Origin of the sequence: Candidatus Nitrohelix vancouverensis, assembly GCA_015698305.1 — a bacterium.
In the GTDB taxonomy this organism is placed as follows: Bacteria; Nitrospinota; Nitrospinia; order Nitrospinales; family VA-1; genus Nitrohelix; species Nitrohelix vancouverensis.
In genome coordinates, this window is record CP048620.1 from 1,210,912 (window position 1) to 1,234,061 (window position 23,150).

The 23,150-nt window shown below is 51.8% G+C and carries 23 protein-coding genes; 13 read left to right on the forward strand and 10 right to left on the reverse strand.

Annotated features, from left to right (window positions below; all coding sequences use genetic code 11):
- Positions 1-26: 26 nt before the first annotated feature.
- The 3 genes from hflC to G3M78_05770 all read right to left on the reverse strand — a co-directional run bounded on the left by hflC (position 27) and on the right by G3M78_05770 (position 2,945).
- Positions 27-878: a protease modulator HflC gene (gene hflC / locus G3M78_05760; GenBank protein ID QPJ64916.1), complete on the reverse strand. Its 852-nt coding sequence runs from the start codon at positions 876-878 to the stop codon at positions 27-29.
- A 14-nt stretch (positions 879-892) separates the two neighbouring features.
- Positions 893-1,939 carry an FtsH protease activity modulator HflK gene (gene hflK / locus G3M78_05765; protein QPJ64917.1) on the reverse strand — a complete coding sequence of 349 codons (1,047 nt, stop codon included), beginning with the start codon at positions 1,937-1,939 and terminating at the stop codon, positions 893-895.
- A gap of 130 nt (positions 1,940-2,069) precedes the next feature.
- Positions 2,070-2,945: a hypothetical protein gene (locus G3M78_05770; GenBank protein QPJ64918.1), complete on the reverse strand. Its 876-nt coding sequence runs from the start codon at positions 2,943-2,945 to the stop codon at positions 2,070-2,072.
- Between the two features lie 680 nt (positions 2,946-3,625).
- Here G3M78_05770 and G3M78_05775 point away from each other — a divergent pair.
- Positions 3,626-4,381, forward strand: coding sequence for a hypothetical protein (locus tag G3M78_05775; GenBank protein QPJ64919.1), 756 nt, complete (start codon positions 3,626-3,628; stop codon positions 4,379-4,381).
- A 49-nt stretch (positions 4,382-4,430) separates the two neighbouring features.
- Here the strand turns inward: G3M78_05775 and G3M78_05780 are convergent, their stop codons facing one another.
- Together G3M78_05780 and G3M78_05785 are read right to left on the reverse strand one after the other, a co-directional pair.
- Positions 4,431-8,519, reverse strand: coding sequence for a hypothetical protein (locus G3M78_05780; GenBank protein QPJ64920.1), 4,089 nt, complete (start codon positions 8,517-8,519; stop codon positions 4,431-4,433).
- A gap of 11 nt (positions 8,520-8,530) precedes the next feature.
- Positions 8,531-9,424 (reverse strand): M28 family peptidase, encoded by an 894-nt coding sequence (locus G3M78_05785; protein ID QPJ64921.1) that lies wholly within the window; start codon positions 9,422-9,424, stop codon positions 8,531-8,533.
- Between the two features lie 141 nt (positions 9,425-9,565).
- Here G3M78_05785 and G3M78_05790 point away from each other — a divergent pair, with 141 nt between their 5' ends.
- From G3M78_05790 to G3M78_05800, 3 genes are all read left to right on the forward strand, one after another.
- Positions 9,566-9,883 (forward strand): hypothetical protein, encoded by a 318-nt coding sequence (locus tag G3M78_05790; protein ID QPJ64922.1) that lies wholly within the window; start codon positions 9,566-9,568, stop codon positions 9,881-9,883.
- Positions 9,884-10,021: 138 nt separating this feature from the next.
- Positions 10,022-10,654 (forward strand): protein-L-isoaspartate(D-aspartate) O-methyltransferase, encoded by a 633-nt coding sequence (locus G3M78_05795; GenBank protein ID QPJ66781.1) that lies wholly within the window; start codon positions 10,022-10,024, stop codon positions 10,652-10,654.
- Positions 10,655-10,732: 78 nt separating this feature from the next.
- Positions 10,733-11,272, forward strand: a complete 540-nt coding sequence (locus G3M78_05800) for a phosphoribosyltransferase (GenBank protein ID QPJ64923.1) — start codon at positions 10,733-10,735, stop codon at positions 11,270-11,272.
- 7 nt (positions 11,273-11,279) lie between these two features.
- Here G3M78_05800 and G3M78_05805 read toward each other — a convergent pair whose 3' ends face one another.
- Both G3M78_05805 and rnhA read right to left on the reverse strand, forming a co-directional pair.
- Positions 11,280-12,644: a hypothetical protein gene (locus tag G3M78_05805; GenBank protein QPJ64924.1), complete on the reverse strand. Its 1,365-nt coding sequence runs from the start codon at positions 12,642-12,644 to the stop codon at positions 11,280-11,282.
- 77 nt (positions 12,645-12,721) lie between these two features.
- Positions 12,722-13,156: a ribonuclease HI gene (rnhA, locus tag G3M78_05810; protein ID QPJ64925.1), complete on the reverse strand. Its 435-nt coding sequence runs from the start codon at positions 13,154-13,156 to the stop codon at positions 12,722-12,724.
- Between the two features lie 246 nt (positions 13,157-13,402).
- Between rnhA and G3M78_05815 the strand changes: the two genes are divergently transcribed.
- The 7 genes from G3M78_05815 (at position 13,403) to G3M78_05845 (ending at position 19,176) form a co-directional block, all read left to right on the forward strand.
- Positions 13,403-13,927: a ferritin family protein gene (locus G3M78_05815; protein QPJ64926.1), complete on the forward strand. Its 525-nt coding sequence runs from the start codon at positions 13,403-13,405 to the stop codon at positions 13,925-13,927.
- 272 nt (positions 13,928-14,199) lie between these two features.
- Positions 14,200-14,829: a carbon monoxide dehydrogenase gene (locus G3M78_05820; GenBank protein QPJ64927.1), complete on the forward strand. Its 630-nt coding sequence runs from the start codon at positions 14,200-14,202 to the stop codon at positions 14,827-14,829.
- A gap of 113 nt (positions 14,830-14,942) precedes the next feature.
- A complete protein-coding gene (locus tag G3M78_05825; GenBank protein QPJ64928.1) occupies positions 14,943-16,187 on the forward strand; it encodes a ferredoxin oxidoreductase in 1,245 nt (414 codons plus the stop codon).
- A gap of 83 nt (positions 16,188-16,270) precedes the next feature.
- Positions 16,271-17,164, forward strand: coding sequence for a ferredoxin oxidoreductase (locus G3M78_05830; protein ID QPJ64929.1), 894 nt, complete (start codon positions 16,271-16,273; stop codon positions 17,162-17,164).
- 79 nt (positions 17,165-17,243) lie between these two features.
- The gene (locus tag G3M78_05835) at positions 17,244-17,915 is read left to right on the forward strand and encodes a ferredoxin oxidoreductase (protein ID QPJ64930.1); all 672 of its coding nucleotides are present in this window, start codon (positions 17,244-17,246) and stop codon (positions 17,913-17,915) included.
- Positions 17,916-17,975: 60 nt separating this feature from the next.
- Positions 17,976-18,254, forward strand: a complete 279-nt coding sequence (locus G3M78_05840; GenBank protein QPJ64931.1) for a pyruvate ferredoxin oxidoreductase — start codon at positions 17,976-17,978, stop codon at positions 18,252-18,254.
- Between the two features lie 166 nt (positions 18,255-18,420).
- Complete coding sequence (locus G3M78_05845) at positions 18,421-19,176, forward strand: hypothetical protein (GenBank protein QPJ64932.1); 756 nt, start codon at positions 18,421-18,423, stop codon at positions 19,174-19,176.
- 135 nt (positions 19,177-19,311) lie between these two features.
- On the opposite strand, the gene G3M78_05850 is transcribed toward G3M78_05845, so the two are convergent.
- A complete protein-coding gene (locus G3M78_05850) occupies positions 19,312-20,184 on the reverse strand; it encodes a fructosamine kinase family protein (protein QPJ64933.1) in 873 nt (290 codons plus the stop codon).
- 1 nt (position 20,185) lies between these two features.
- A complete protein-coding gene (locus G3M78_05855; protein QPJ64934.1) occupies positions 20,186-20,677 on the reverse strand; it encodes a low molecular weight phosphotyrosine protein phosphatase in 492 nt (163 codons plus the stop codon).
- 77 nt (positions 20,678-20,754) lie between these two features.
- Between G3M78_05855 and G3M78_05860 the strand changes: the two genes are divergently transcribed.
- Together G3M78_05860 and G3M78_05865 are read left to right on the forward strand one after the other, a co-directional pair.
- Positions 20,755-22,059, forward strand: coding sequence for an adenylosuccinate lyase (locus G3M78_05860; protein ID QPJ64935.1), 1,305 nt, complete (start codon positions 20,755-20,757; stop codon positions 22,057-22,059).
- A gap of 1 nt (position 22,060) precedes the next feature.
- On the forward strand, positions 22,061-22,765 hold the full coding sequence (locus tag G3M78_05865; protein ID QPJ64936.1) for a phosphoribosylaminoimidazolesuccinocarboxamide synthase: 705 nt from the start codon (positions 22,061-22,063) through the stop codon (positions 22,763-22,765).
- A 60-nt stretch (positions 22,766-22,825) separates the two neighbouring features.
- Here the strand turns inward: G3M78_05865 and G3M78_05870 are convergent, their stop codons facing one another.
- Entirely contained in the window at positions 22,826-23,149 is a 324-nt protein-coding gene (locus G3M78_05870; GenBank protein QPJ64937.1) for a hypothetical protein, read from the reverse strand.
- Position 23,150 lies beyond the last annotated feature (1 nt).

Genomic DNA, 23,150 nt, shown 5'->3' on the forward strand with positions numbered 1-23,150 from the left:
TTCCCACTAAAGATGCGATCAATCTTTTATTTAGGCTTATTCATAAACTCCAGAAACTCGGAATTTTCTGAAAGCAGTATCGTCGTGTCGCTGGCAAATGAATTCTTGTACGCTTCCATGGATCGCATGAACGAGTAGAAACCGGGTTCTCTTTTAAAAGCGTCGGCGTAGATCGCAATGGATTTGGCGTCGCCTTCACCGCGAATGGTCTGCTCGCGTTCGTAAGCTTCTGCGATCAGGATCGTTTTTTCTTTGTCGGTTTTAGCGCGAATCTTGGTGGCCTCTTCTTTACCTTCAGAGCGATACTCTTTGGCGATACGATCTCGCTCCGTACGCATGCGGTTGAAGATGGAATTGGCGATCTCGGGCGGCAGGTCGGTGCGTTTGATGCGGACCTCTACCACTTCAATGCCATATTCCGAGGCTTTGAGGTTCGCCTGCTCCGTCACCCGCGCCATGATTTTTTCACGCGCTTCGGTGATGATATCGTGCAGGATGTGCGTACCTATTTCGACGCGCACTTCAGAATAGAGGATGTCGTCGAGTCGGGACCGGGCATTATCAGTGCTTCGAACCGTTTCCAGGAATTTCAGGGGATCGGTGATGCGCCACATGGAAAAATTGTCGATCAACAGGTTTTTCTTGTCTTTGGTGATGACCTCGGTCGAAGGCGAGTCGTTCACCAATAATTGGTTCGAAAAGAAACGGACCTGTTGAATGCCCGGCACTTTAAAGTACAGGCCGGGTTCCGAAATGATTTCTTTGGGTTTTTGCAATTCCAACACCACCGCGCTCTGGGTCATATGCACGGTGAACATGGATGAATAAACCGTCAGTAAAACGACGACGATGGTGCCGATAAGAATATTTTGTTTCATAAATTAATTATGTGTTATCGCGATTCCGGGCGGTTCAGCCCCAGATTATTAGCATTGAGTGGGAGGAGCGGCAAAACTCCTGTTTTATCGCTACCCATGACGAATTTCTGCATCTTGGGCAACACTTCTTCCATGGTTTCCAGAAAGAGTCGTTTACGTGTGATGTCCGGCGCTTTCTCATATTCCTTTAACTGAGAAATAAAGCGGTTGGCATCACCCTGGGATATCTTGACTTTCTGTTCCAGATACGCTTCCGCTTCCTGGATGATCTGCTCGGCCTTACCGCGGGCTTCGGGGATGACGGCGTTGCGATAGCCCTGCGCTTCGTTGATCATTCGCTCCTTGTCCTCGCGCGCGCTGACTACGTCTTTAAACGCGGCGGCTACCTGCTCTGGAGGATGCACGTCCTGCAATTGCACCGTCACCACTTCCAGGCCTGAGCCGAAGTTGTCGAGCAGAGTCTGTATTTGTTCTCTGGCAATGATCTGAATTTCGGCTTTGCCGGTCGTTAAGGCCTCGTCGATATTCTTGCTCCCGGCGATTCCGCGAATGACGGTCTCTGCGACGTTGCGCACCAGACGATGCGGTTCGCGCACATTGAACAAGTAGGAAACCGAATCTTTGACGCGATACTGAACCACCAGATCGATGTCGATGATGTTCTGGTCTCCCGTCAGCATCAGCGATTCTGCTGGAACCTGCTGCGCGGCGCCTGTGCTTGAATTTCTGAACCCAATTTCAGCGCGCTGGATTTTGCGAACCTTCGGCGTCATTGCGTGTTCGATCGGCGACGGGAACTTGAAATGCAGGCCCGGTTGCGTGGTTTTGGTGTATTTGCCAAAACGGGTCACAACGCCTTCTTCGTCCGGTTCGACAAAATAAAAGATGCCGGGAACGAGCCATATAATGAGTAATAACAAGCCCACGACCAGAAACATGGACGGTTTGAATTGCGGTAATTTGATTTGAGGCACATCGAAAGGAGGTTTTCCCGAAGGATTTCCGCCGCCGCGATTGCGGTCTTCAGCGCCTTTTGGATCGTGTAAATCGTCCCAAGCCATAGATTATTCTTTCAACAGGTATTCTGCGGTTAAAGTAATTTTTATGTAAACGGTTACGCTAGCAAACTGGTTCTATCTTGTCAACAAAAGGCGGCATTGACGCATTTGTGGAAAAATGTCTCCCGCGCCTCTAGTTGCGGGAAATATTCGCCGCTTCTTCCAACACCGAACTGGCTTCCTGTCGGCTGAGACCAAAAATCTGGAAGCTCAGGAAATAGGAATGGTCGATGAGGGCCTCGCCGTCCATGAACCCATCAGGGGATTCCGTATCATAAAGGTATTCATAAATCGGGTTTTCCCGGGAGGTGTAAAACAGCTCCAGGTCTTTGGGCGAGGGGCTTTGCCCAAGAAGCATTCGGATGATGATGGGATCCATCTCGAATTCTTTGCGCAGGGCTTCCAGAGCGGTCTCTGGTTTTTCGTCGCTTTCCTTGCGCGCGCTCATATTTTCTTCAATGGCCTGGTTTCTTTTGAAAAACAGGAAGTGCGGGTGTTCTACATTTTTTCCAATCAGAAAATCTCCGTCGTGGAAATACAATTGGACCCAGTCGTCAAAATTGATTTTTTCCGGTTGGTCGCGAAATACCTGGTAGGAGTTGACTTCGTCTGAGCCTTCGTTGAGAAGGCGGTTGAACAAGGTGACGAATTGATTCATGCAGTCGTAGACGACCGTGCAAAAATACGGGTTCATGCGGTACCAGTTGTTCGTTGAATTGTGCGCGTTGATCAGTTTGCGAAGCATCATCAACAACTGTTCCGGGTCTTTTACGTGGCTGTAGGTGATGGGAAAATTGTTTTTTAAATAATCTTCAATTTTCTTTTTGTCGTCGGAGCAGGCTCCCATTTCCTTTTGCAAATAGCCTTTGGATTGATCGAGACTGTAATAAACCAGTTTTTCATGATTTATATTTCGATGGTAATCCATGTACTCCTTCAGCTTGGGATTTTTCACTTCTTCCGGGTGTGTAGGAGGTGGTTCTGAAATGTCTTTTGCAAACGCCAGCATAAAAGTCCTCTTGATAATGGTGAATCTTGCTATTCTGTACTTATTACGCCGCAATTTCAAGATTTTTTGGCGCGGGCATCGCCCGCAGGAAAAGAGCCGAGCGGGCATCAGCCGCAAGAAGAGTGCTGCAAAGTTTCAATTGCGTCCTAAACTATTGATAGCGATGTGGGTCGTTACCCGTCCAGCTGTAGGCCTCGCTGAAGCCACCCTCACCTGTATCCTCTCCCTGAGGGAGAGGAACGGGCTATGCGTGGAGTAGGAGTCGTTGTGTTTCAATTGCGGTCAAAAGGGATGAACAGCAATGTAAGGTCAGCGTTAGGCGGGCATCACCCGCAGGAAGAGAGCCGTAAAGTTTCAATTGCGTCCTAAACTATTGATAGCAATGTAAGGTCAGCATTAGAAAACCCTCTCCCTGAGGGAGAGGGCAGGGTGAGGGGGAGGACTGCGTCCTAAAGATAGCCGGACCGTTTCATTTGCGGACTTCCACAATATGATGAGTAAGGAATGAAATGTATAGAAGGAGCAGATTATGACTTATATGACTCGATTGTTGTGTCTGGCAATGTGTTTTCAAGTGAACGGCCTGACCACCGGGCTGGCTGTGGCCCAAACGTCAGACGGCGTTGAGATGCAAGACAGGGACCGACGTGAAGCGGCGCGTGAAGAATTCCGCCAACGCCGTGAACAGAGAAGAGAGCGGTTTCAGGAGCAGAGAGATCAGGCTCAGGAGAATGCGCAGGGTCGACGGGAAGATCTTCGGGAACGTCGCGGTCAGGCTCAAGAGAATGCACAGGGTCGACGAGAAGATCTTCGGGAACGTCGCGGTCAGGCTCAAGAGAATGCACAGGGTCGACGAGAAGATCTTCGGGAACGTCGCGGTCAGGCTCAAGAGAATGCACAGGGTCGACGGGAAGATCTTCGGGAGCGCCGCGGTCAGGCTCAGGAGAATGCACAGGGTCGAAGGGAAGATTTCCGGGAGCGCCGCGGTCAGGCTCAGGAGAATGCGCAGGGTCGACGGGAAGATCTTCGGGAACGTCGCGGTCAGGCTCAGGAGAATGCACAGGGTCGACGAGAAGATTTTCGGGAGCGTCGCGGTCAGGCTCAAGAGAATGCGCAGGGTCGACGGGAAGATTTTCGGGAGCATAGTAATCAGTTCTCTGAAGGTCGGCAGGGGATGCGTGGAGGAAATCAAGGGGGTCGCGGTGGTCAACAGGGCATGCGCGGAGGAAATCAAGGCGCTCCGGGCGGTCAGCAGGGAATGCGCGGCGGAAATCAAGGCGTTCCGGGCGGTCAGCAGGGAATGCGCGGAGGAAATCAAGGCGGTCGCGGTGGTCAACAGGGCATGCGCGGCGGAAATCAAGGCGGGCGTGGAGGGCAACAGGCGACGCGAGGCGGCGCGGGCGGGGGAACTCGAAGAGGTCGCTAGGGTACCGTGAGTCTGTTCTTTCTGGAAGAGTCCAGCTTGTACCGTGGTCGAAAAGACGCCTAGTAGAAACTTATGTTTCCGTCTTCGTCTATTTCGATGCCCTGAGCCGCCAGATAGGCGAACAGGGTTTGCAGGTTTTCAAGTTGCTTCAATCCCTCCGAGACTTGCTTGAATTCCGCCAGGCTGGAGACGGGGATGCGTTTCAACTCCGGCGCTTTGATGACCCCTCCTAACAATTTGTTCTTCAGCCAGGCTTCGACGTCCAGTTTGCCATTCTTTAACTGGATGCGCGCGCGATGCGGCGAGGCGAGCTTGAGCTTGGCCCGCGTATCGACAACGGCGGGTTTGCTTTCTTCGGGATCGACAGACAAGAGCAGTCGATCCATCATTTCCGAACCGATGTGAGAAATCTCGATGACGGCGCTGATTTGGTCAATGCCGACTCCGGACGCGTTCTGCATTTTCTTCAGTGGAATATCGAGAGTGAGGCGACCGTCGACCTGCGCGTCTCTTCCCCTCAACCCTGCCCGGTTCGGAAGCAAGGCCCCGGCGTCGAGTCCGGTGAATTCAGTGAAGAAGCGGATGACCGGGCCTTCTTTAGATTCGCCGAGATAAAAGTTCCCGCCCACCGCTCCGTCGAGCAGATTGAACAGGAATTTTTCCGCGACCAGACGGTTGTCTTTAAAGAACAGGTCGATTCCAAAATCTGAAATTTCCTTGTTCTGGAATTTGATGGAGTCCACGCGAATGATATTTTTATAATTTGAAAAATCCCTCAATTGGCTGAAAAAACCCTGCTCGGAAGCCAGGAATTTTGAACCCTGCTTCTTTGCTAACAGGCTTCGGTCGAGCAACAGGTTCTTCTCAAATACAAATGTTCCGTTGATCTCTCCCGCTTCCAGATCCGGTTTCATCGCCGCTTTGAAATGGTCGAATTGAGCGGAGCCGCTCAGGTCGATCGATTTGCCGCGCGTCATTTTTAAATCGAGAGTGGATTTAAGGGCGCCTTCTGCGGACAGGTTCTTGCCCGCAGTGATCGCGTTGCCGCCGGCGAGAGCCTGATCGATCTGAATCTGGTTCTGGGTGGAGAAGGCCAGCGTCAGCAATTGAATCAGCGTGGCGAGGTCGGCTTTTTTCTCGCCGGTAACGAGCGGGTTGAATCCTTCCGCCTGCCCTGCCAGGCGATGCGTCATTCCAAGTTGTTTCAGGCTGAACTGGTGGCGCTTGATCTTGAATGCGTTGAGCCGGTCGATTTGATAGGAAAATTCAAATTCCGGGTCGAGCGTCGCCTCGCCCAGATGTTCGGGAAGCAGGAGCTGGGCGATTGCCGCGCGTCCGCTCGCCGTGATCTGATCGCCTTCCGCAGTGAGTCGGCTGGAGATATTCAGGGCGTTCGCTTCAAGGCCTTGCGTCGGCAGGATCGCGGAGACGTTTTTGAGTCCCGCCGTCGCGTCAACAGCGAAGGGCAGGTTGAAATTTTCGAGCTCTATGGATTTGGGTAAAGAGCCTTTGGCTTTCAGCGTGGCAAACGCGGCGCCCGTTAAGCCTTGCGGCCGCAGAGCGTCGTCGAGCAAGCTCGCCGGGATCATGTCCAGCGCGGTTTTCAGCTGGACCGGGTCGAGGGCGCTGTCGATCTCGAAGGTTTTGCCCCATTCGCCGAGACGACCCGTCGCTTTGAGTTTGAGCAGATTGGGTATGTCGGCTCGAATCAGGTCGATTTCGATATCGCCGCGTTTGAGATTATGTCGACTGCGCAGTTCGAATCCCACCACCGCGGTTTCGATGGTTTCGCCATCCAGTAGTAATGAAGGATTTTGCAAATTTGCCTTGAGCGACAATTCACTGCGTTCCAACCCAAGATCATGCACATCGGCGCGGAATCTGGAAACGAAGGGGCCGGTTGAAATTTTTTCAAGAGCCTCGCTTCCCTGCATGCCGAAAGTTGCTTCGAGAGAGACGTTTTTGAAATCGGCTGGATAGAGATCGCCCTTCAATTTTGCGCCAAGCACAAGGCCCTGAATCTTCATCGCCGGTTCCGAGCCTTGCGCCTGTTCGAGATCGAAGGCGAGGTTGAGGGCGACAGGAGTCGCGATGTCGGCTTGTTTGGGATTGAGGAAAGCGTCCATGCTCATGGCGACTTGCAATCGACCTTTGTCGGCGGAATAGATATCCATCGCCTGCGCTTGCGCAAATTGCGCGTCGAGCGTTAGCGAATTCAATTTAACTCCCTGCTCAGGGTCCCACAGGATCGGCGCGACGAGCGAGCCGGAAAGCGATTCGATACGGGCTGAGACGGGCTGTTGCAGATTGGCGGAAATCTGTTTCAAGTCCACCCGGGTCTGCAGGTCGATCTGCTTCGGTTGAAACGTTTCGGTCAGGGAACCTTTGGCGCTGGCGTTGACGACGATGTCGCCGGAAAGTTCGATGCCTTTCAGTTGTTCCGCTAGTTGCGGCGGGATTCGTTTGAGGATCGTTTGCAGGTCGACATTGAGAGCCTGTTCCACCGCAAAGGCGTCCTTGCCGAAATTGCTCGCCGTGGCGGAGGTTTTTCCGTTCAGCCAGTCGTCGACTTCGTAGGAAACATTAAGAGACTCAACCGCTCCGGTTTTCAGATTGGCGCGAACGGAACCTTTCGTTGTGAGAGCGGTTTGAATGGCGCCGGTTTCGGGGTGTTGGAATTGCGCCTGTCCGAGTTTGAGGTCGAAATCCAGCGCCGCCTTGGAAAAATCAGGGCCGCTGGCGGAGACCTGCATCTGGTGTTCCAGTTTCTTGAGAGACAGATTTTGCATGCCGCCTTCGGCGACGAAGAGTTTGAGATCGGCGGCGACGCGCTCGGGCAGGGCGCCGTTCACCAGCTTCATGGCGGGCAGGGCAATGTCCGCGTGGACGCCGTTCACGCGCGCGCTCGTCGGCGAATGCTCTGCCTGAATGTTGCGAGCCTGTACCGTGATGGGAGAGATGCTGATGTCGCCCGGTTTCATTTGCGGCGCCCGGCCTTTGATCTCGAAGGCTTTGACATTGATCTCGCCCTTGGCGTTCATCGGAGGGAGCAGGTCTTTCACCCAGGAGAGAATTTCTTCGATATTGATATTTCCGTTGTTGAACTGAAGCTGGAAATCGGGGTCCTGCATGTAGTCGATGACTTTGGCTTTCAGGTCAAACTGATTGTGTTCCCCCAGTTTCAGCACGAGTCGGTTCAAACTCACTACCTGAGGATTCAGGAAGGCGTGCAGGTCCATCTGCGCGCCGATTCTTGGAGGCGTCAGTTTCTTGTCCAGTTCCAGATGCGTGTTGTTCAGGCCCAGAGCGCCGGTCAGTCGACCGCCGTTGAGGTCGGCCGCCGAAAAATTCATGTTCATCGCCAACTGCGTTTTCAAACTGATTTTCGGTTCGACGCTGGACAGAAAATAAACGTTGAATTCAGAGTCGGCGAACATCGCGCTCATGAGCGCCCTGAAGTCGGCCTGAATACCGCCCTTGTTCGCCTGCAATTTAGTTTCGAGAGTCAGCCCGGTCAGTCCGGCTCGAATGCCCGGCTCGATGTTGACGTCGACGCGAATGTTTTGAATCGCGGCTCGACGCAGATCCACCGTCATCGGGATAGGAGGCAGGCCCGGCGGCGCGGACGGCGCTGGAGTTTCAGGCTTCGCCTGCGGAGGTCCTGCGAGGTCGAGGAAGGGTTGAAAGTTCCAGCGTCCGTTTTTCTGTTCGAGGTAGAGGGTCGGGTCTTCGATGACCGCTTGATTGATTAAAATATTGCCGCTCAATAATTCCAGCAGGTCGTAGCCGAGGATCAATTCCTTGAATTTGATCAAGGGTTGCGGCGATCCGATTTCAAGGCCGGAAATGCGCGCGCCGTCGAGCAGGTTCAATTGAATGGATTTGATGCGAACATGCGTTTTAAGCGTTCGCGACATTTCCTGTTGCACCAGCGGGGTGACGAATTCCGACGGAAAATAATATTGCAGGACCAGACCGGATAGAAGAACGATGCCGAAGAACAGCAGGACCAGGCGAAACAGGAATTGAGAGAGCAGACCCAGCGCCGATTTTTTTTTCTTCGGCGTTTTTGGGCTGGAGTCCGGTTCGCCTTTTGGCGGAGTTTTCTCCGGCTGAACTTTTTTCTTGATCAGGTTGATTTCCACCATACGCAGTCCCTTTAGCCCAGGCGATGTTCAATGAAAGCCGCGACGCCGTTAGCGACTTCCTCGATGAAATTCAGATCCAGCGTGTCCAGCGTGTCCTCGGGTTTGTGATAATTGGGGTTCCTGAAAAAAGCCGTGTCGGTGACCATCACCGCGGGTATCTGCCGATCCCAGAAAGGCGAATGATCGCTCAGTTGCACTTCAGGGAACTGACTGCCGTCTCCCGGCACAACCAGAGTTTCGACAGGCAAATCCGGCGTTCCCAGTTTCAAGCCGTGGACGACCTGATTGGCGAGCGGCGCAGACGGTTCGTTGGCGACCACTGCGATGAAGTCTCCCGTATTAGGGCGCGCGCCGGCGTCGACGTAGGGCGGATAACTTTGCGAGCCGGGAGTGAAATCCCGATAGCCCAGCATTTCCAGCGAGATCATGCCGGAAAATAAATTGCCCCGTTCGAGCGCCTGCTCCAGAAAAAACCGACTCCCCACATATCCATATTCTTCCAGGGTGAACGCCGCCAGAATCAGATCGGCTTTGAGCTCGACGGATTTCAGTGCTTCCGCAATGCACAGCAGGGCGGCGACGGCGCTGGCGTTGTCGTCGGCTCCGGGCGAGCGCTCCACGGTGTCGTAATGCGCGCCCAGAACAAAGGCTTCAGCCTGCGCCGATTCGGACAGTTTGGCGCCCAGTATGTTTGTGAAAATCTGCGCATCATCCAATGTCGTGGTCGCTTTGATCGAGCCTTCGAAAGGGACCGTTTCTTCCCTGACCCGAAGCCCGTATTTGGAAAACTGGTCAGCCAGATAGTCGCTGGCGGTTTTCAAATTTTGCGGAGATGTGTAGGGGTTTCGTTCGAAAGCGAACGCTTTTAAATGCCCTTTGATTTGATCCACAGAGATTCGATCCATGCACGCAGAACCCGGTTCGCAAAACGTCTAAAATTTGTCAAAAGATGCTGAATTTATTGGAGAAACTTATTATATGGGGAAGCCGTCCACAGTGTCAAAAAATTGTTTACATTTACTTGTTGAAAGCATAACATGAGCTTTATGTTACGAGTGGAATGCGAATCGGAAAATGATAAGGAAAAAGGGCCTGACGCATTTTATCTGGCTGATCGACGCTATCGGGTTATAGAGGTGATCGACCGATGGTATGGAGAGCGCTCGGTTTGTTTTAAAGTTCGGGCTGACGATGAAAATATCTATTTACTGAAGCACGACGAACGTCATGGCCAGTGGGACCTGGTTTTTTACCAGAATCCCCGTAAGTTGGAAACCCTTCCCTCGTTGCGATCCGGTCTTTTGACGCGAACGGGAAAGACGCCGGAATTGGTTGGCGGCAAGCGCTACAGCTCCCTTCACTAGCAGGACATTCCCCGAACGAATATTATAGGCGATGAACGTTTTGAAAGCCGCGGTTTGTTCTTCGGCTCTCAAACGCATTGAATAGTTATGGCGATTTCCCCACAGGCCATGAAGGCCAACGCCGGTCAACGGCGTAAAATGATTGACGATCACCTGGTGAGCCGGGGGATCAAGGATTTAAGGACTCTGGAGGCGATGAGCCGGGTTCCGCGACATTTGTTTGTCGAGGATTCTCTCGGTCACAAAGCTTACGGCGACCACCCCCTGCCCATTGGCGACAATCAAACCATTTCCCAGCCCTTTATCGTCGCGCACATGACCCAGGCTCTGCAATTGACCGGGGAAGAGCGCGTTCTCGAAATCGGCACCGGTTCAGGTTATCAGACCGCGATTCTGGCGGAGACGGCGTCTCAGGTGTTCACTATCGAGCGCATCAGTTCCCTATCTAAAAGAGCCCGTATCCTGCTCGGCGAATTGGGGTATACTAACGTGAATTTCAAGGTGTTTGACGGCGCCTACGGCTGGCGCGACCAATCCCCGTATCAGGCGATACTGGTTGCGGCGGCGGCCCCGGATATTCCTTCGTCTCTGCTCGATCAACTGGATGAGCAGGGCGGGCGTCTGGTGGCGCCGGTGGGCGATCTGGAATCCCAGCAACTGGTACTGGTCACCCGACGCGGCGATTCTTTCGTCAGAAAAAATATCGGGGACTGTAAATTCGTGCCGATGATCGGCAAATTCGGATGGACGGAAGAGGGCGAGAAGGCCTAGCGGAATCGAGTCGCCCGGTGTTTGTTCCGGGTTCAATGTTCAGGTGGATTGGCAACGCAAATATTCAAGGAGAAGCCTGTGTTTTCGAGGATCAAAAAAGAAGGTCAATTTGTTTTAAGCAACGGGGTGAAATCAGAATACGACTATGACTATGCATCGCTGACCGATGACATGAGCGCGGCTTACTGCGAATTATTGCGCCATAAGCTCGAGGCCTGGCAGGCCGATCACGGTCGCTTCAACGTCATCATCGGCATTGAAACCGAGGGCATTCGTATCGCTTATCAGCTGTCGAGAGCGATGGGCATTCCTTTTTATGTGGTGTCCCACAATCGCCTGGCGTTTGCGCAAATGAAATTACCGGCGTTCTCCGCCGACACGCATTTTCTGATTGTGGATGATATCGTCACAACCGGTTCGTCCTTTGTGCGCGCGGTGAATTTTCTTGAGATCGAAGAAAAACCCGACACCGTTACCTTTGCCTGCATGATCCGTCGCGACCCGAAAAATCTGGACTACAGCGCCGTGCAGGGCGACTTGAATAAAGAACAGTTCAACGTGCCCGACGAGCGTTTTGATTTTATCGACAAGCGCCTGGTGTCGTTGTACTGCGAATGATGCGGAATTATTTTTTGAGCAGGTAGTAGATTTCGCTACGTTCATGAAAACGACCGGCCTTGGCCCCGGCCTGGTCGCCGATGCCGAAATACAGATCGGCGCGAGCGGGACCGCGGATCGCGCTCCCGGTATCCTGGTCGACCACGAAGCGGGTGAAGGCTTCCCATGATTTGATTTCGTTGGATTCGTTCAATATGGGTTTGCGAGAGCGAATGAACGCCAGCCCCCCCGCCGGGTAAATGCCCTTGTCGGTGGCGATGGAGCGCCCGCCCACCACTTCGCTTCCGCCCGAACCCATCGGGCCGCCTTCGGAAAGAGCGAAGAAAATATAACGGTCGTTCTGGTGCAGGTATTTAGGAATATCCTGCGGATGGTCTTTAAAATATTGTTTGATGCCCTGCATCGAGCCTTGCGCCACTTCAATCACGCCGTCGTCGATCATCAGGCGACCGATTCCCTTGTAGTTATAATCATTGGCCCCGGCGAAGCGCGCCTTGCTCACCGAGCCGTCGCGAAATTGTAAAATCCCCGATCCTTGTATGTGCAGGAAGAAGCGATCGAGATCGTCGCGCAACCAGGCGATTTCCAGGCCGCGATTTTCGAGCGCGCCTTCGTCGTCGATTTGCTTGCGCGTTAGCTGGCGGGCCAGTCGGTCCGCAGATTGAGCCGCCGTCCAGTTTTCCTCTCCGTGATAGCCCACCACCTGCAAATGCGGCGGTTCTTCCGGCAATCGGTAAAGCGGAAAGCGATATTCCTCCGTGCGCATGCGGCTGGCCGGCATGATCGGCGTGTAATAACCCGTCACCAGCACTTTGTCCTTGTCGCCGCCCGCCTTGATCAGAACGTAGTCCTGTTGGATGCGTTCGCGGAATGTCTCTTCGGGTAAATTTTGAGCGATCAGGTCGAGGAAGGATTCCAGCGTATCGATCAATCGACGGTGCGTTACATAGCCCGAAGCAAAGCGTTGCGTTTTGTTGACGTCCTGAATCTTCAAGGCCGAGAGTTGATTGCGAATCGCCAGTTTGAGCGAATCCGCAGGGAGGTCGTCGTTGAAAACGAGGGGTTGATCGAAAAATTCTTCGACACCCGGTTCGTCCGCGTCGATAGCAGAGCTTGATGGCGTCTCTTGCGTGTTCTCTGGCGGATTCTTTTCAGGTGTGGACCATTGTTTCGAACGGTACCAGTAAGCGTCCCGGCCTGAATTCGCGTTTTCTTGTTGCGACGGCGCTTTGGAATACAGAGGCGGTCGCTCGCGCTCCCGGTCTGGTTGCGGGCGAATGGTGGTGCAGGAGGCGGTCAGGAAAAACGCTTCCAGAATCACGATCCATTTGATGATGCTGTGAATTTTCAGATCGTTGCTAGAGAGAGGCATATGAAATTCATGAAATGGTTGAGGTCGCATCGTTTTGCTTAAAACGTCACAATTGAAATCCCTGCGTCATGATGGTTTCATCGAAGGCTCAAAATCGCTTCGTTGGCGAGTTGGTCGCATCGTTCATTTTCCGGGTGGCCGGAATGTCCGCGCGTCCAAAGCCAGGTGATTTCGTGCATGTCGATCAATCGGGAAACTTCTTCCCAAAGTTCTTTATTCTTGATCGGTTGTCGCGAGGCGGTTTTCCAGCCCTTACGTTTCCAGCCGGCGAGCCATTCCGTCGCCCCCTTGACCAGATATTGGGAATCGGTGGTCAGAGACACCTTGCAAGGTTCCTTGAGTTCCTGTAGCGCAACGATTGCCGCCATCATTTCCATTATATTATTAGTGGTCTGTCGCGAGTTGCCTTTGAGCTCTTTCGACCTCCCCTCGTAACGTAAAATGCAGCCATAGCCGCCTGGGCCGGGGTTGCCCTTGCAGGCCCCATCGGTAAAAATTTCAACTTCTTTCATGATAATATCTGGGAGCGCTCAATGCCTTGGGCGTTTAATAGGTTGAATAATATGAATCTTGTCATTGCGGTAGCGGCATTCCCGACAGGTTTCTTGACTGAAACCGGAGAGGAATCGTTCAGGCGGACTCACTATAACATATTATTTTTATTGAACAAAATGGGGAAAATGGAATTTCAGGGCAACTCTTCTTAGGGACTGCTTCAATTTTGTGATAGATTAGATTTGCATTCAAAGGATACGATCATGACCGACACCGACATTTTGCCAACTTTGAGTTTTCAATGCGCTGATGCTATTGAAGTCAGTATTTTGATTGAGCGTCAGGGTATCCGGTTCTATGAGAAGGCGAGCAAGGTCGCAAAGGAGCCGCGAGTGCGGTCTGTTTTTGCGCAATTAGCGCAAGAGGAAAAGGATCACATGCAGGCTCTGCAGGCCAAGTCTGGTTTTCTGCAACCGGCGCTTCCCGGCAAGTCCATGGGGAAGCGCGCTGTGGAACCTTCGCTGGCCGAGCTGATCAAGACGGAAATTTTTCCGGACGAGCCGAAGAGAGAAGCCGATCCTGCCCAGTTGAAGACGGATGAAGAGGCCATTGAGATGGGCATTCAATCCGAGATGCGTTCCATTGCTATTCTGGAAAAACTGCTGGAGCGGGAACGAAAGATGGATGTGCGGGCTGTTTTTGCGCATTTGCTGGCGGAAGAGCAACGCCATCTGATCCTCTTGCGTAATATGAAAGAGCAGTTGGGCGAAGGTTCGGCATCCGCCTGATCGTATTGAAAAACGCCGCCGCGTAGAGAATAGATACTTTCTAACGGTGTGATACAGGTTGCAGGGATTATGTTCTACGGATTTACGCATCGGGTCGTTTTAGGCGTGAGTTTGGGTTGAAACACCCCGTAGAGTTGAAAGACCTGAAAAGCAGCGAGCGCTGCAAAAGCCCTGTACTAAAAAGTTTTGACAACATTTTTGGCGTGGTTTATAGTGTGTAGCTTTCAACAGAACAATTAATTTAATCACTTTATACAAAGAAGGAATAAGGGATGAGTGAATATAAGGTCCTACCGGGCCCGGAAGCTTTTTTGCCTCCAGCCGCCGCATCAATGGGAGTTGTGTTGCCCGATCCGGGTGAAGCCCATATCGAAGGAAGAATTGTACCTGAAGAAGAAGCCTATGAATATGCCGCGCGGAAGTTGCTGGCGGGAAAAGTGCCGACCCTCTTCCCTGGTCCTCTTGTGCTGTGGAAATGGAATGACAAGGCCGCGCTTAAAGCGGCGGCCATACGCCGATTGGCGGATGCAATTCCAGCGCGTTTGATTCCTATGGCGGATTACCGCCCTAAATATCCAAAGATTGATCCTGAGGCTGAAATCAATCCGAACCACCCGAACCTCACGATCTGGCATAATAAAATTGATGTCTGTATCTTTATCGGCGTGCATTGTCATCAGGCGAATCTGGCATTGAAAATCATTCGCGGCGGCACCAACTGCTACACGATGGCGATGTGTGCGCAGGCGGGCCATGAGGACGCTTGTTTGTCTTTCCGAGACCTTACGGTGGAAAAGATAGACAAGATGACCGAAACCGTGAAACGATTGAAGTCGGAAGGCGTTGAGAGTCAGGCGGAAGGCTTCAAGCAGTTTAAGATGACCAGCGCTGGCCGAAGCTGAGGAATTTAAGATTTAATGGAAAGTTTTTTAATTAAATTATCCAGGTCTACGGGTCTGGTAATGAAACCTATAGAGCGTGTCTTTCGGGACGGCCTACTTCAGGGAGAAATCCTATGAATAAAGAGGTAGATGTTAAGGGTAAAAAGGGAACACGTTCCCAGCATGTAAAGCTTGGTCAAAAGAATAAAAAGGATCAGACGTTCACGGACGTTGAGGATATGTTTGCCGCTAAAGACCAGCAGGGACCTTCGTTCCTGACGGGTAGTGAAGTTATTCGCGATGCGATCAAAGTCGCCAGCGTTGATATTTCAGTTGCCTATCCGATCACTCCTCAGAGTGAAGCGGCGGCGTTGATTGGCGAATTGTACGCAGAAGGCTATCTGCTCGATTACTTTCGTGGAGAGAGTGAGTTTGCAGTTATGGGACAATGCGCGGGCGCCTCTTTTGGCGGTGCGCGCGTTTTCACCACCACTGCAGGTCCGGGCACCTTGCGCGCAATGGAGAACTTCCCGATGTGGGCCGGTTCCCGTCTGCCGATTCAGGTGTGCGTGACGTGTCGCGGCATCAACTCTCCGCTGAGCATTCAGCCGGATACGCTGGAAATGCACTATCTGCTGGAAACCGGCATGCTGGTATGGCATGCAGAGACGGCTCAGGATTTGTATGATTTCATCCTCGCCGGATTCATCGTTTCCGAACAACCGGACGTGCATCTGCCCCTCGCCAATTGTTGCGACGGGTTCTTTGTAACGCACACCAAGGACACCGTACAAAAAGCGCCTGAAGATTTGTGTTTGACGCCGTACGATCCTTACAAATCTCCGGTACCGTGTATGGATATGGAATGTCCTCCGGTTCGTATGATGCGTGATCCTTTTGTAATGAAATCCAATTATATCAGTTACGCAACGCATGCATCCTGGCAACAGGAAGTTCGCGCGGCAGTTGAGCGTTCTCGAAAACACACGATTCAATTGCTCGGCGGATTGATTGAAACCGAAAACCTTGATCGCGAAATCCTGATCGTAAGTTCAGGCACCGCAGTCAGCCAGGGACGCGAAGCGATTCGCTTGCTGGAAGAAGAAGGTATCAAGGTCGGTCTGGTTAAAATCAAAACCATTCGCCCCTTCCCGAACGAGGAACTTCTCGAAGCGACGGCGAACGCCAAGCATATCTTCGTGCCTGAGTTCAATATGGCCGGATGGTTGGCTCGTGAAATCAAAGCTCTTCTCCCGAACAACGAGCGGGTATACGCCGGACCGCATGTTGCTGGCGGTATGACCATGCCTTCTGAAGTGATCGCCGAAGAAATTAAGAAGCATCTCGGTATCGCGACGGATTCCTGGGGCGGATGCTAAGTTAGCGTTCTCTTAAGGAATTTTGGGACTTGATTTTAAATTTTTGAATTCATTAACTGGATTTTATATAAAGGCAAACTATCATGAGTAAAGAAAAAATCGTTCTCTGCGATGATTTAGCGGACATCATGCCTCCAGAATATCTGGATCTGGTAAAGGATGCCACCTACGGTAATCAAGACCGCGGCTGGAAAGACGTTGGCTCCTCCAAGGAGTTGATTGAGCAACATTCCCTGTGCGCAGGTTGTCCCGAGTCCATCGCATTTCGTTATGTTCTGGCCAGCTTGCCTGCGCCGGAAGATACGGTTTTCGTCGGCTCCACGGGTTGTACGAGTCTCGTATTCCCGCATGTTGCCGTACAGAACATTCACTCCCTGTTCGGGAATCAAAACGCCATTGCATCGGGTCTGCATCGGGCATTGAAAGTGCGTTTCCCCGATAAGGTCAAAGATGTTGTCGTATTGGCAGGCGATGGCGCGACCGTAGATATCGGTCTCGACATGACCTTGCAGTCCTGGTTCCGTCAGGAAAAATTCACCACGATTTGTTTTGATAACGAATTGTATGCAAACACCGGCGGACAGGAAAGCGGACTCATGCAAAAAGGTTTCGTTTCCAAAATGGCTCCGGTCGGCAAGCTGTTCGACAAAGTAAGACTTCCTGAAATCGCTCGCGAGTCCGGTTGTCACTATGTCGCCTGTTTGACTGTATCGAAACCGAACCGTGTTGAGAAAGCTCTCAAAAACGCAATTCTGGTTGCTCGCGAATTTGGTCCGACATTCCTTCAATTGTATACCCCGTGTATTCTGGAAATTGGTAAGCAGAGCATGGAAGGTCTGGACGAGATGAAGGATGCAGAAGCGATTGGCGGACGGTTTGTTTACAAAGAGTACGCAACCGACGAAGTCAAAAAGTTCTTGAAGGAAAAGGACGCGGAAGAAAAAGCTCGTAAAAAAGCTGCAAAAAATCAAGGCTAACATTCTGGAAGGGCTGTAGTCTTAACGACTACAGCCCTTTATAGAAGTTTAAATTTAAGGAGACGTTATGAAGAGAAGGATGAATATCCGCATTTCGGGTTTGGGCGGTCAGGGCGCGGTCACTTCAGCCCACCTACTGGCAATGGCGGCAAACAATGCTGGGCTCTTTTCTATATCAAATCCGTTCTTTGGCGCTGAAAAACGAATGGCCCCTGCTGAGAGTTATGCGCGGATTGGTCCCGAACGGATTTATGATCGTGGCGAGTTGGTATACCCTGACGTTATCATGGTTTACCATCCTCAGGTTATTACCATGCAAAAAAGCTATACGGCTCCGTTTTATTCTGGCATTAAAGAAAATGGACTCGTCATCATCAATACCTCCTCAGATTTGCTCTCCAAGGAAGATCATGAGCGATTGGATGGTCTTAATGTAGCTGTATTCAATATTGACGCAACGACCCTGGCTCTCGAAATTGGCGGAACGGAATTGTCCACCAATATGGCTATGATCGGCGCTTGCATGGGCGTGACCAAAGTAGTTTCTCTGGAAGCTATGGAAAAAGCGCTTCAGGACCGTTTTGGTAAAAAATATGTAGCATCGGGCGGTACGGCGACTTTGGACGAAGCGATCAAGAAAAAATACGCCAAGAAAGAGCAGTTGCTGCAGGCGAATAACGATACGATCAAAAAGGCGTATGCCATGGCCAGCGAATGGGCCGAAACCCAGAAATTGGAACTTGCCATTTAAGCCCCTTTTTCTTACAAGCATTCATTTTTTTTTAACGTTTCAAATCAGGAGAAGTTAAGCGTGTATAACGTAGCCCATGTAGATGAATCGAAATGTACGGCTGAAAAAGGGTGTCGGCTTTGTATCATGTATTGTCCCGAAGCCGATTGTATTATGCTGAACGAAAACAAGAAAGCTACGATTATCCTTGATCGTTGTAAAGGTTGCGTGTTGTGCGAAATTGTTTGTAGCACGGCAAAGGCCATTACGATGCATCCGGTTGATGGGGCTACGGGCGAAATTCTGCTTGATGCCAAGGAAACCGAAACAGCCGGTCTGGGACAGGCTTATCAAGGTTAGTTTTGGATTCACTTTTTCATGCCGCCCTGGTCCTGGACCGGGGCGGTTTTTTGTTTTTCCGCCCGGCGCATAGTCGGACTCCCTTGTTCGGCAAAAAATTTAAAACTATGCCTCCAGGCTCAACATCTAATGATTAATTAGAAACCACCTTCTCAGCGGATTGAATATGACCGAACCCCTGTCGCGCGAAATTGACTGCCAACTGTGTTCTGAAAGTTACGCCCCTGTCATAGAACCGGCTGAAGACGAACTCTTTTATCGCTTGTATTGCTCGTCCTGCGCTTACTGGATTTCAATAGCTTCCAGCAACCCGGTAAAGGTTGCGATGAAAGAGGTTCTGGGTCTCAGAGGCGAGGCTTTGGCGCTGGCGATCCAGACCTGTCTGGCTCCCTGCCATTGCGGCGCTCCATTCAGCCACGATGCGGGTGGGCGATGCCCGGTTTGTATTGAGAAAATTGAACAGGAAAGCAAATACACAAAAGAGTCGACTGATTTTCGTTGTCCCTGGAATCTGGATGAATTGCGAAAATTTGAGGGCAAGATCCTTGAATACCTGCTCAATAAAATGGCGGGGAAAGAAGAGACGCTGGGCGAACTGATCGAAAGGTTTGAATCCGGCGGAATGACTTCTGAAGAATATATGGAGGCGATTGAATCTCTTCAGTTTCGAGAATCCCGGCAGGTTTGTGTGGTTCAAACCTGGGCCATGATTCTGGGGCCGGATATTGCTTTCCGCGCCGCTGAAGAGCACGAATTGGTCGAGCGTTACGGCACTCGCGTGTTGGTGAGCATTGCCAAGGGTCTGGAAATCAGTCACGGTAAATCAGTGCTTTCCACTCTGTCATTGGAACAACATAATTTTGACGGTCCGGCGCAGAAAGAAATCGCGACTTTCATTCGAAGAATCGGCGGCGGTTTCTAGCTTAAAAAAATATTTAAAAAAACTTGAATCCTTTCAAGCGCAATAGAATCATAACTGTATTAGCTTGAAACAGTAGTTCCCTCCTTTGGTGCGCCCCCTTCGGGGGGCGTATTTTTTTTGCCCCAAATACGAGCGTCAAATGTAGCGATTGATGATTTGACGCACCGAGCCCAGGTAAGACTCGCCGAACAGATTCAAATGATTCAGCAGATGATATAAATTAAACAGCTCCGTTCTCTCCTGCCATCCCGCAGTCAAAGGAAATGCCGACTGGTATGCCGAGTATGTCGATTCGGAAAGAGCGCCGAAAAGTCGGGTCATGGCGATATCGGCTTCGCGGTAGCCATAATAAACCGCAGGGTCAAACAGGCAGGCTTGGCTGTTCCCACTGGAAAAATGATTGCCAGACCACAAGTCGCCGTGCAGGAGCGCAGGCGGTTCCCCCTTCAGGTCCATCAATATCTCCAACTTGTCTAACAGTCGATCCAGTTTCTGGTCGACAGCGCTGGGAAGCAAATTTCGTTCTCGCGCCAATTCCTGTTGGAAGCGCAGTCGATGCTCGCGAAAAAAAATCACCCCATCGGATTCAAGCGTATTGATCTGCCTAGTCAGACCGATGAAGTTGTTATGATCCAGTCCGTGCTGTGCCTGGGTGACGCGATGCAGAGCCGCCAGCGCTTCGCCAAATTGACGGGAGTAGGCCGGGCCGGGTCGGGTTTCTTCAATATATTCCAGCAGAAGGAAGCGGGTGTCGGGGCGAGGTTGAATCAGCGGGCGCGGAATCAATGGGCCGTTGTCCGCGCTGGCGAGGAGACGCAGGCCGCGCGCTTCGGCTTCGAAAAAATGCAGAGGGGCCTGTTGGTTGGATTTGAGGAAGATCCGCTCGCCATTGCTCAGCCGCAGGACCTGCGCCTGGTTGATGCACCCGCCCCCCACCGCATCCGTGGATTTGATTTGCGTTGAGGGACCAAACAGCTCTTCCAGCGCTCGCGTGAGTTCTGCCTGCATGTTACAGAGCGTATTCCTGTTTTAGAAAGGCGATGATTTGCGGGCAGGTCCGATTGACAATGTCGAAGACATTTTCAAAGCCTGCGTCGCCGCCGTAATAAGGGTCGGGCACGTTCAGGTCGCCGTTGTGCTGAGGGTCAAACGAGCGGAACATTCTCAATTTTTTGGGGTCGGCGGAGGAGGGGAAAATTTGCTTGAGAGCCAGCATATTGCTTTCGTCCATCGCCAGAGCCAGATCGAGGCGTTTGAGATCGCCGGTCTGGATTTGCTGGGCGCGGCTATTGAGGGTGATGCCGCGATTGCGCGCCGTGTTTTGCATACGCGCATCCGGCGGCGAACCGACATGCCAGTCTCCCACCCCGGCGGAAGACACCAGGATGCGATTTTCCAACCCTTCTTTTGCGATCAAATCCTCAAAAACGCCCTGCGCGAGAGGCGATCTGCATATATTTCCAAGACAAATAAAACACACTGAGATGGTTTTGGTTTCCATGATTGATTTCAAATTCGTTTGTGTTTAATATAACTCCTTTTGCATAGTGTAACATTCGCACGAACAGAGGGGAATGCATGATCCCAAGATATACATTACCGGAAATGGCCGCGATTTGGGATGCGGAAAACAAGTTCAACATCTGGCTGAAAGTGGAAATCTACGCTTGCGAAGCGCTCGCTCTGCGCGGCGAGATCCCGAAAGCCGATTTGAAACAGATACAGCAAAAAGCCGCGTTCAAGATCGATCGCATTGACGAAATCGAACGAGAAGTCAAACACGACGTCATCGCCTTTCTCACCTGCGTCGGCGAGTACATCGGCGAATCGTCCCGATACATGCATATGGGCATGACCTCGTCCGACGTGCTGGACACGGCGCTGGCGGTGCAGATGCAACAGTCCGCCGACCTGATCCTGAAAGAAGCGAAAGCCTTTCAGAAAGCCATCAAGGTTCAGGCTTACGCGCATAAGATGACGCCCTGCATCGGCCGCTCCCACGGCATCCACGGCGAACCCATCACCTTTGGCCTGAAGCTCGCCAACTGGTACGCGGAAATGTCGCGCAACATCGACCGTCTCAAACACGCCAGAAAAATGATTTCCGTCGGGCAGATTTCAGGAGCCGTCGGCACCTTCGCGGCTATTGATCCTGAAGTCGAAGAGTACGTTTGTAAAAAATTGAAATTACAACCGGCCCCGGTATCGACGCAGATCATCCAGCGCGATCGACACGCCGAATTTTTTTCGGCGCTGGCGATACTGGCCGGGTCGATTGACAAATTCGCCACCGAAATACGTCACCTGCAACGCACCGAGGTTCTGGAGGCGGAGGAATTTTTCTCCAGCGGTCAAAAAGGCTCGTCCGCCATGCCGCACAAACGCAACCCGGTGGTGTCCGAACAAATGAGCGGTCTGGCCCGCGTCGTGCGCGTCAACGCGCTCGCGGCGATGGAGAACATGCCGCTGTGGCACGAGCGCGACATCAGCCATTCATCCGTCGAGCGCGTGATCGGGCCGGACAGTTCCATTCTGGTTCATTACATGTTGAAAAAAATGACCCGTCTGGTGGAACGCTTGCTGGTGTATCCAAAAAATATGAAGAAGAATCTGGAGCAGACTCGCGGACTTATTTTTTCGCAAAGCGTTTTGCTGGCGCTGGTGCGAAAGGGCGCGCAACGCGAGGACGCTTACCGATGGGTGCAACGCAACGCCATGCGCGTTTGGGAAAAGGGAGAAGATTTTCTCCCGCTTTTGAAGAAGGACAAGGAAGTAAAGAAGTTCTTGAGCGGTAAAGAGCTGGAACAGGCATTCAACCTGAAATCGCAATTTAAAAATGTCGATACTATTTTTCGACGAGTCTTTGGAGAAGAGAGAAGCTGATATGGAACGTAAAGAAAAAGTATACGAGGGCAAGGCGAAGATTCTCTACGCTACAGAGGATCCGCATTTGATGGTTCAATATTTTAAGGACGATGCAACGGCCTTCAACGGTATCAAGAAGGGCACCATCGTCGACAAGGGAGCGCTGAACAACGCGATCTCAGCGCGGATTTTTCAGTATCTGGAAACCTGCGGAGCAAAAACGCATTTCGTGAAGCATTTGAACGAAAGAGAAATGCTGGTCAAGCGTTTGGAAATAATTCCCGTCGAAGTGGTGGTTCGCAACGTTGCGGCGGGTAGTATTTGCAAACGCTTGGGTCTGAAAGAAGGCGAGACGCTTCGCAAACCGATTCTGGAATTCTTTTATAAGGACGACGCTCTGGGCGATCCGATGATCAACGATTGCCATATCGACGTGTTCGAGTGGGCCACGGCGGAAGAAGTGGCTCTGCTCAAAGAACGAGGATTGCAGATCAATACCTGGATGTTCGATTTTTTCAAGGAGCGCAATATTCGCCTGGTGGATTTCAAGCTGGAGTTTGGACGGCATCGCGGCGAAGTGCTTCTCGGCGATGAAATCAGCCCCGATGGCTGTCGCCTGTGGAAATGGGACACCAACGAGAAAATGGACAAGGATCGGTTCCGTTTCGATCTGGGAAGCGTCGAGGAAAAATACAAAGAGATCTATCGCGTTGTCTGCGCCTAGTCAAAGACTGACGGCGCCCTTTCGAGGGCGCCGGTTCAGGCGACGCGTTGCTTTAGATATCTAGATATTGATGTAAAGCCCGTCCTCTTCGACGATCACTTTATAAGTCGGGGTGACGTTGGTGCGGTCGGATTTGCAGATGCCGCTTTTCATATTCCAGGCGCAGTCGGTTTTGTCGCACAGAACGAACTTGCCCATCAGGATGCCTTTCCCCAGACTACCGCCGCAGAGCCTGCACTTGTCCGTGATAGCGAAGTAAGTTCCCTGGGATTGAATCAGCCCGATTTCGTAAACGTAATAGGTGAGCGGGTGTTCAAATTGAAGTTGTTTGGCGATTCCTTCTGGGGGAGCCTCATCCAGTTCGGAAATTTTTACTTTTGACATG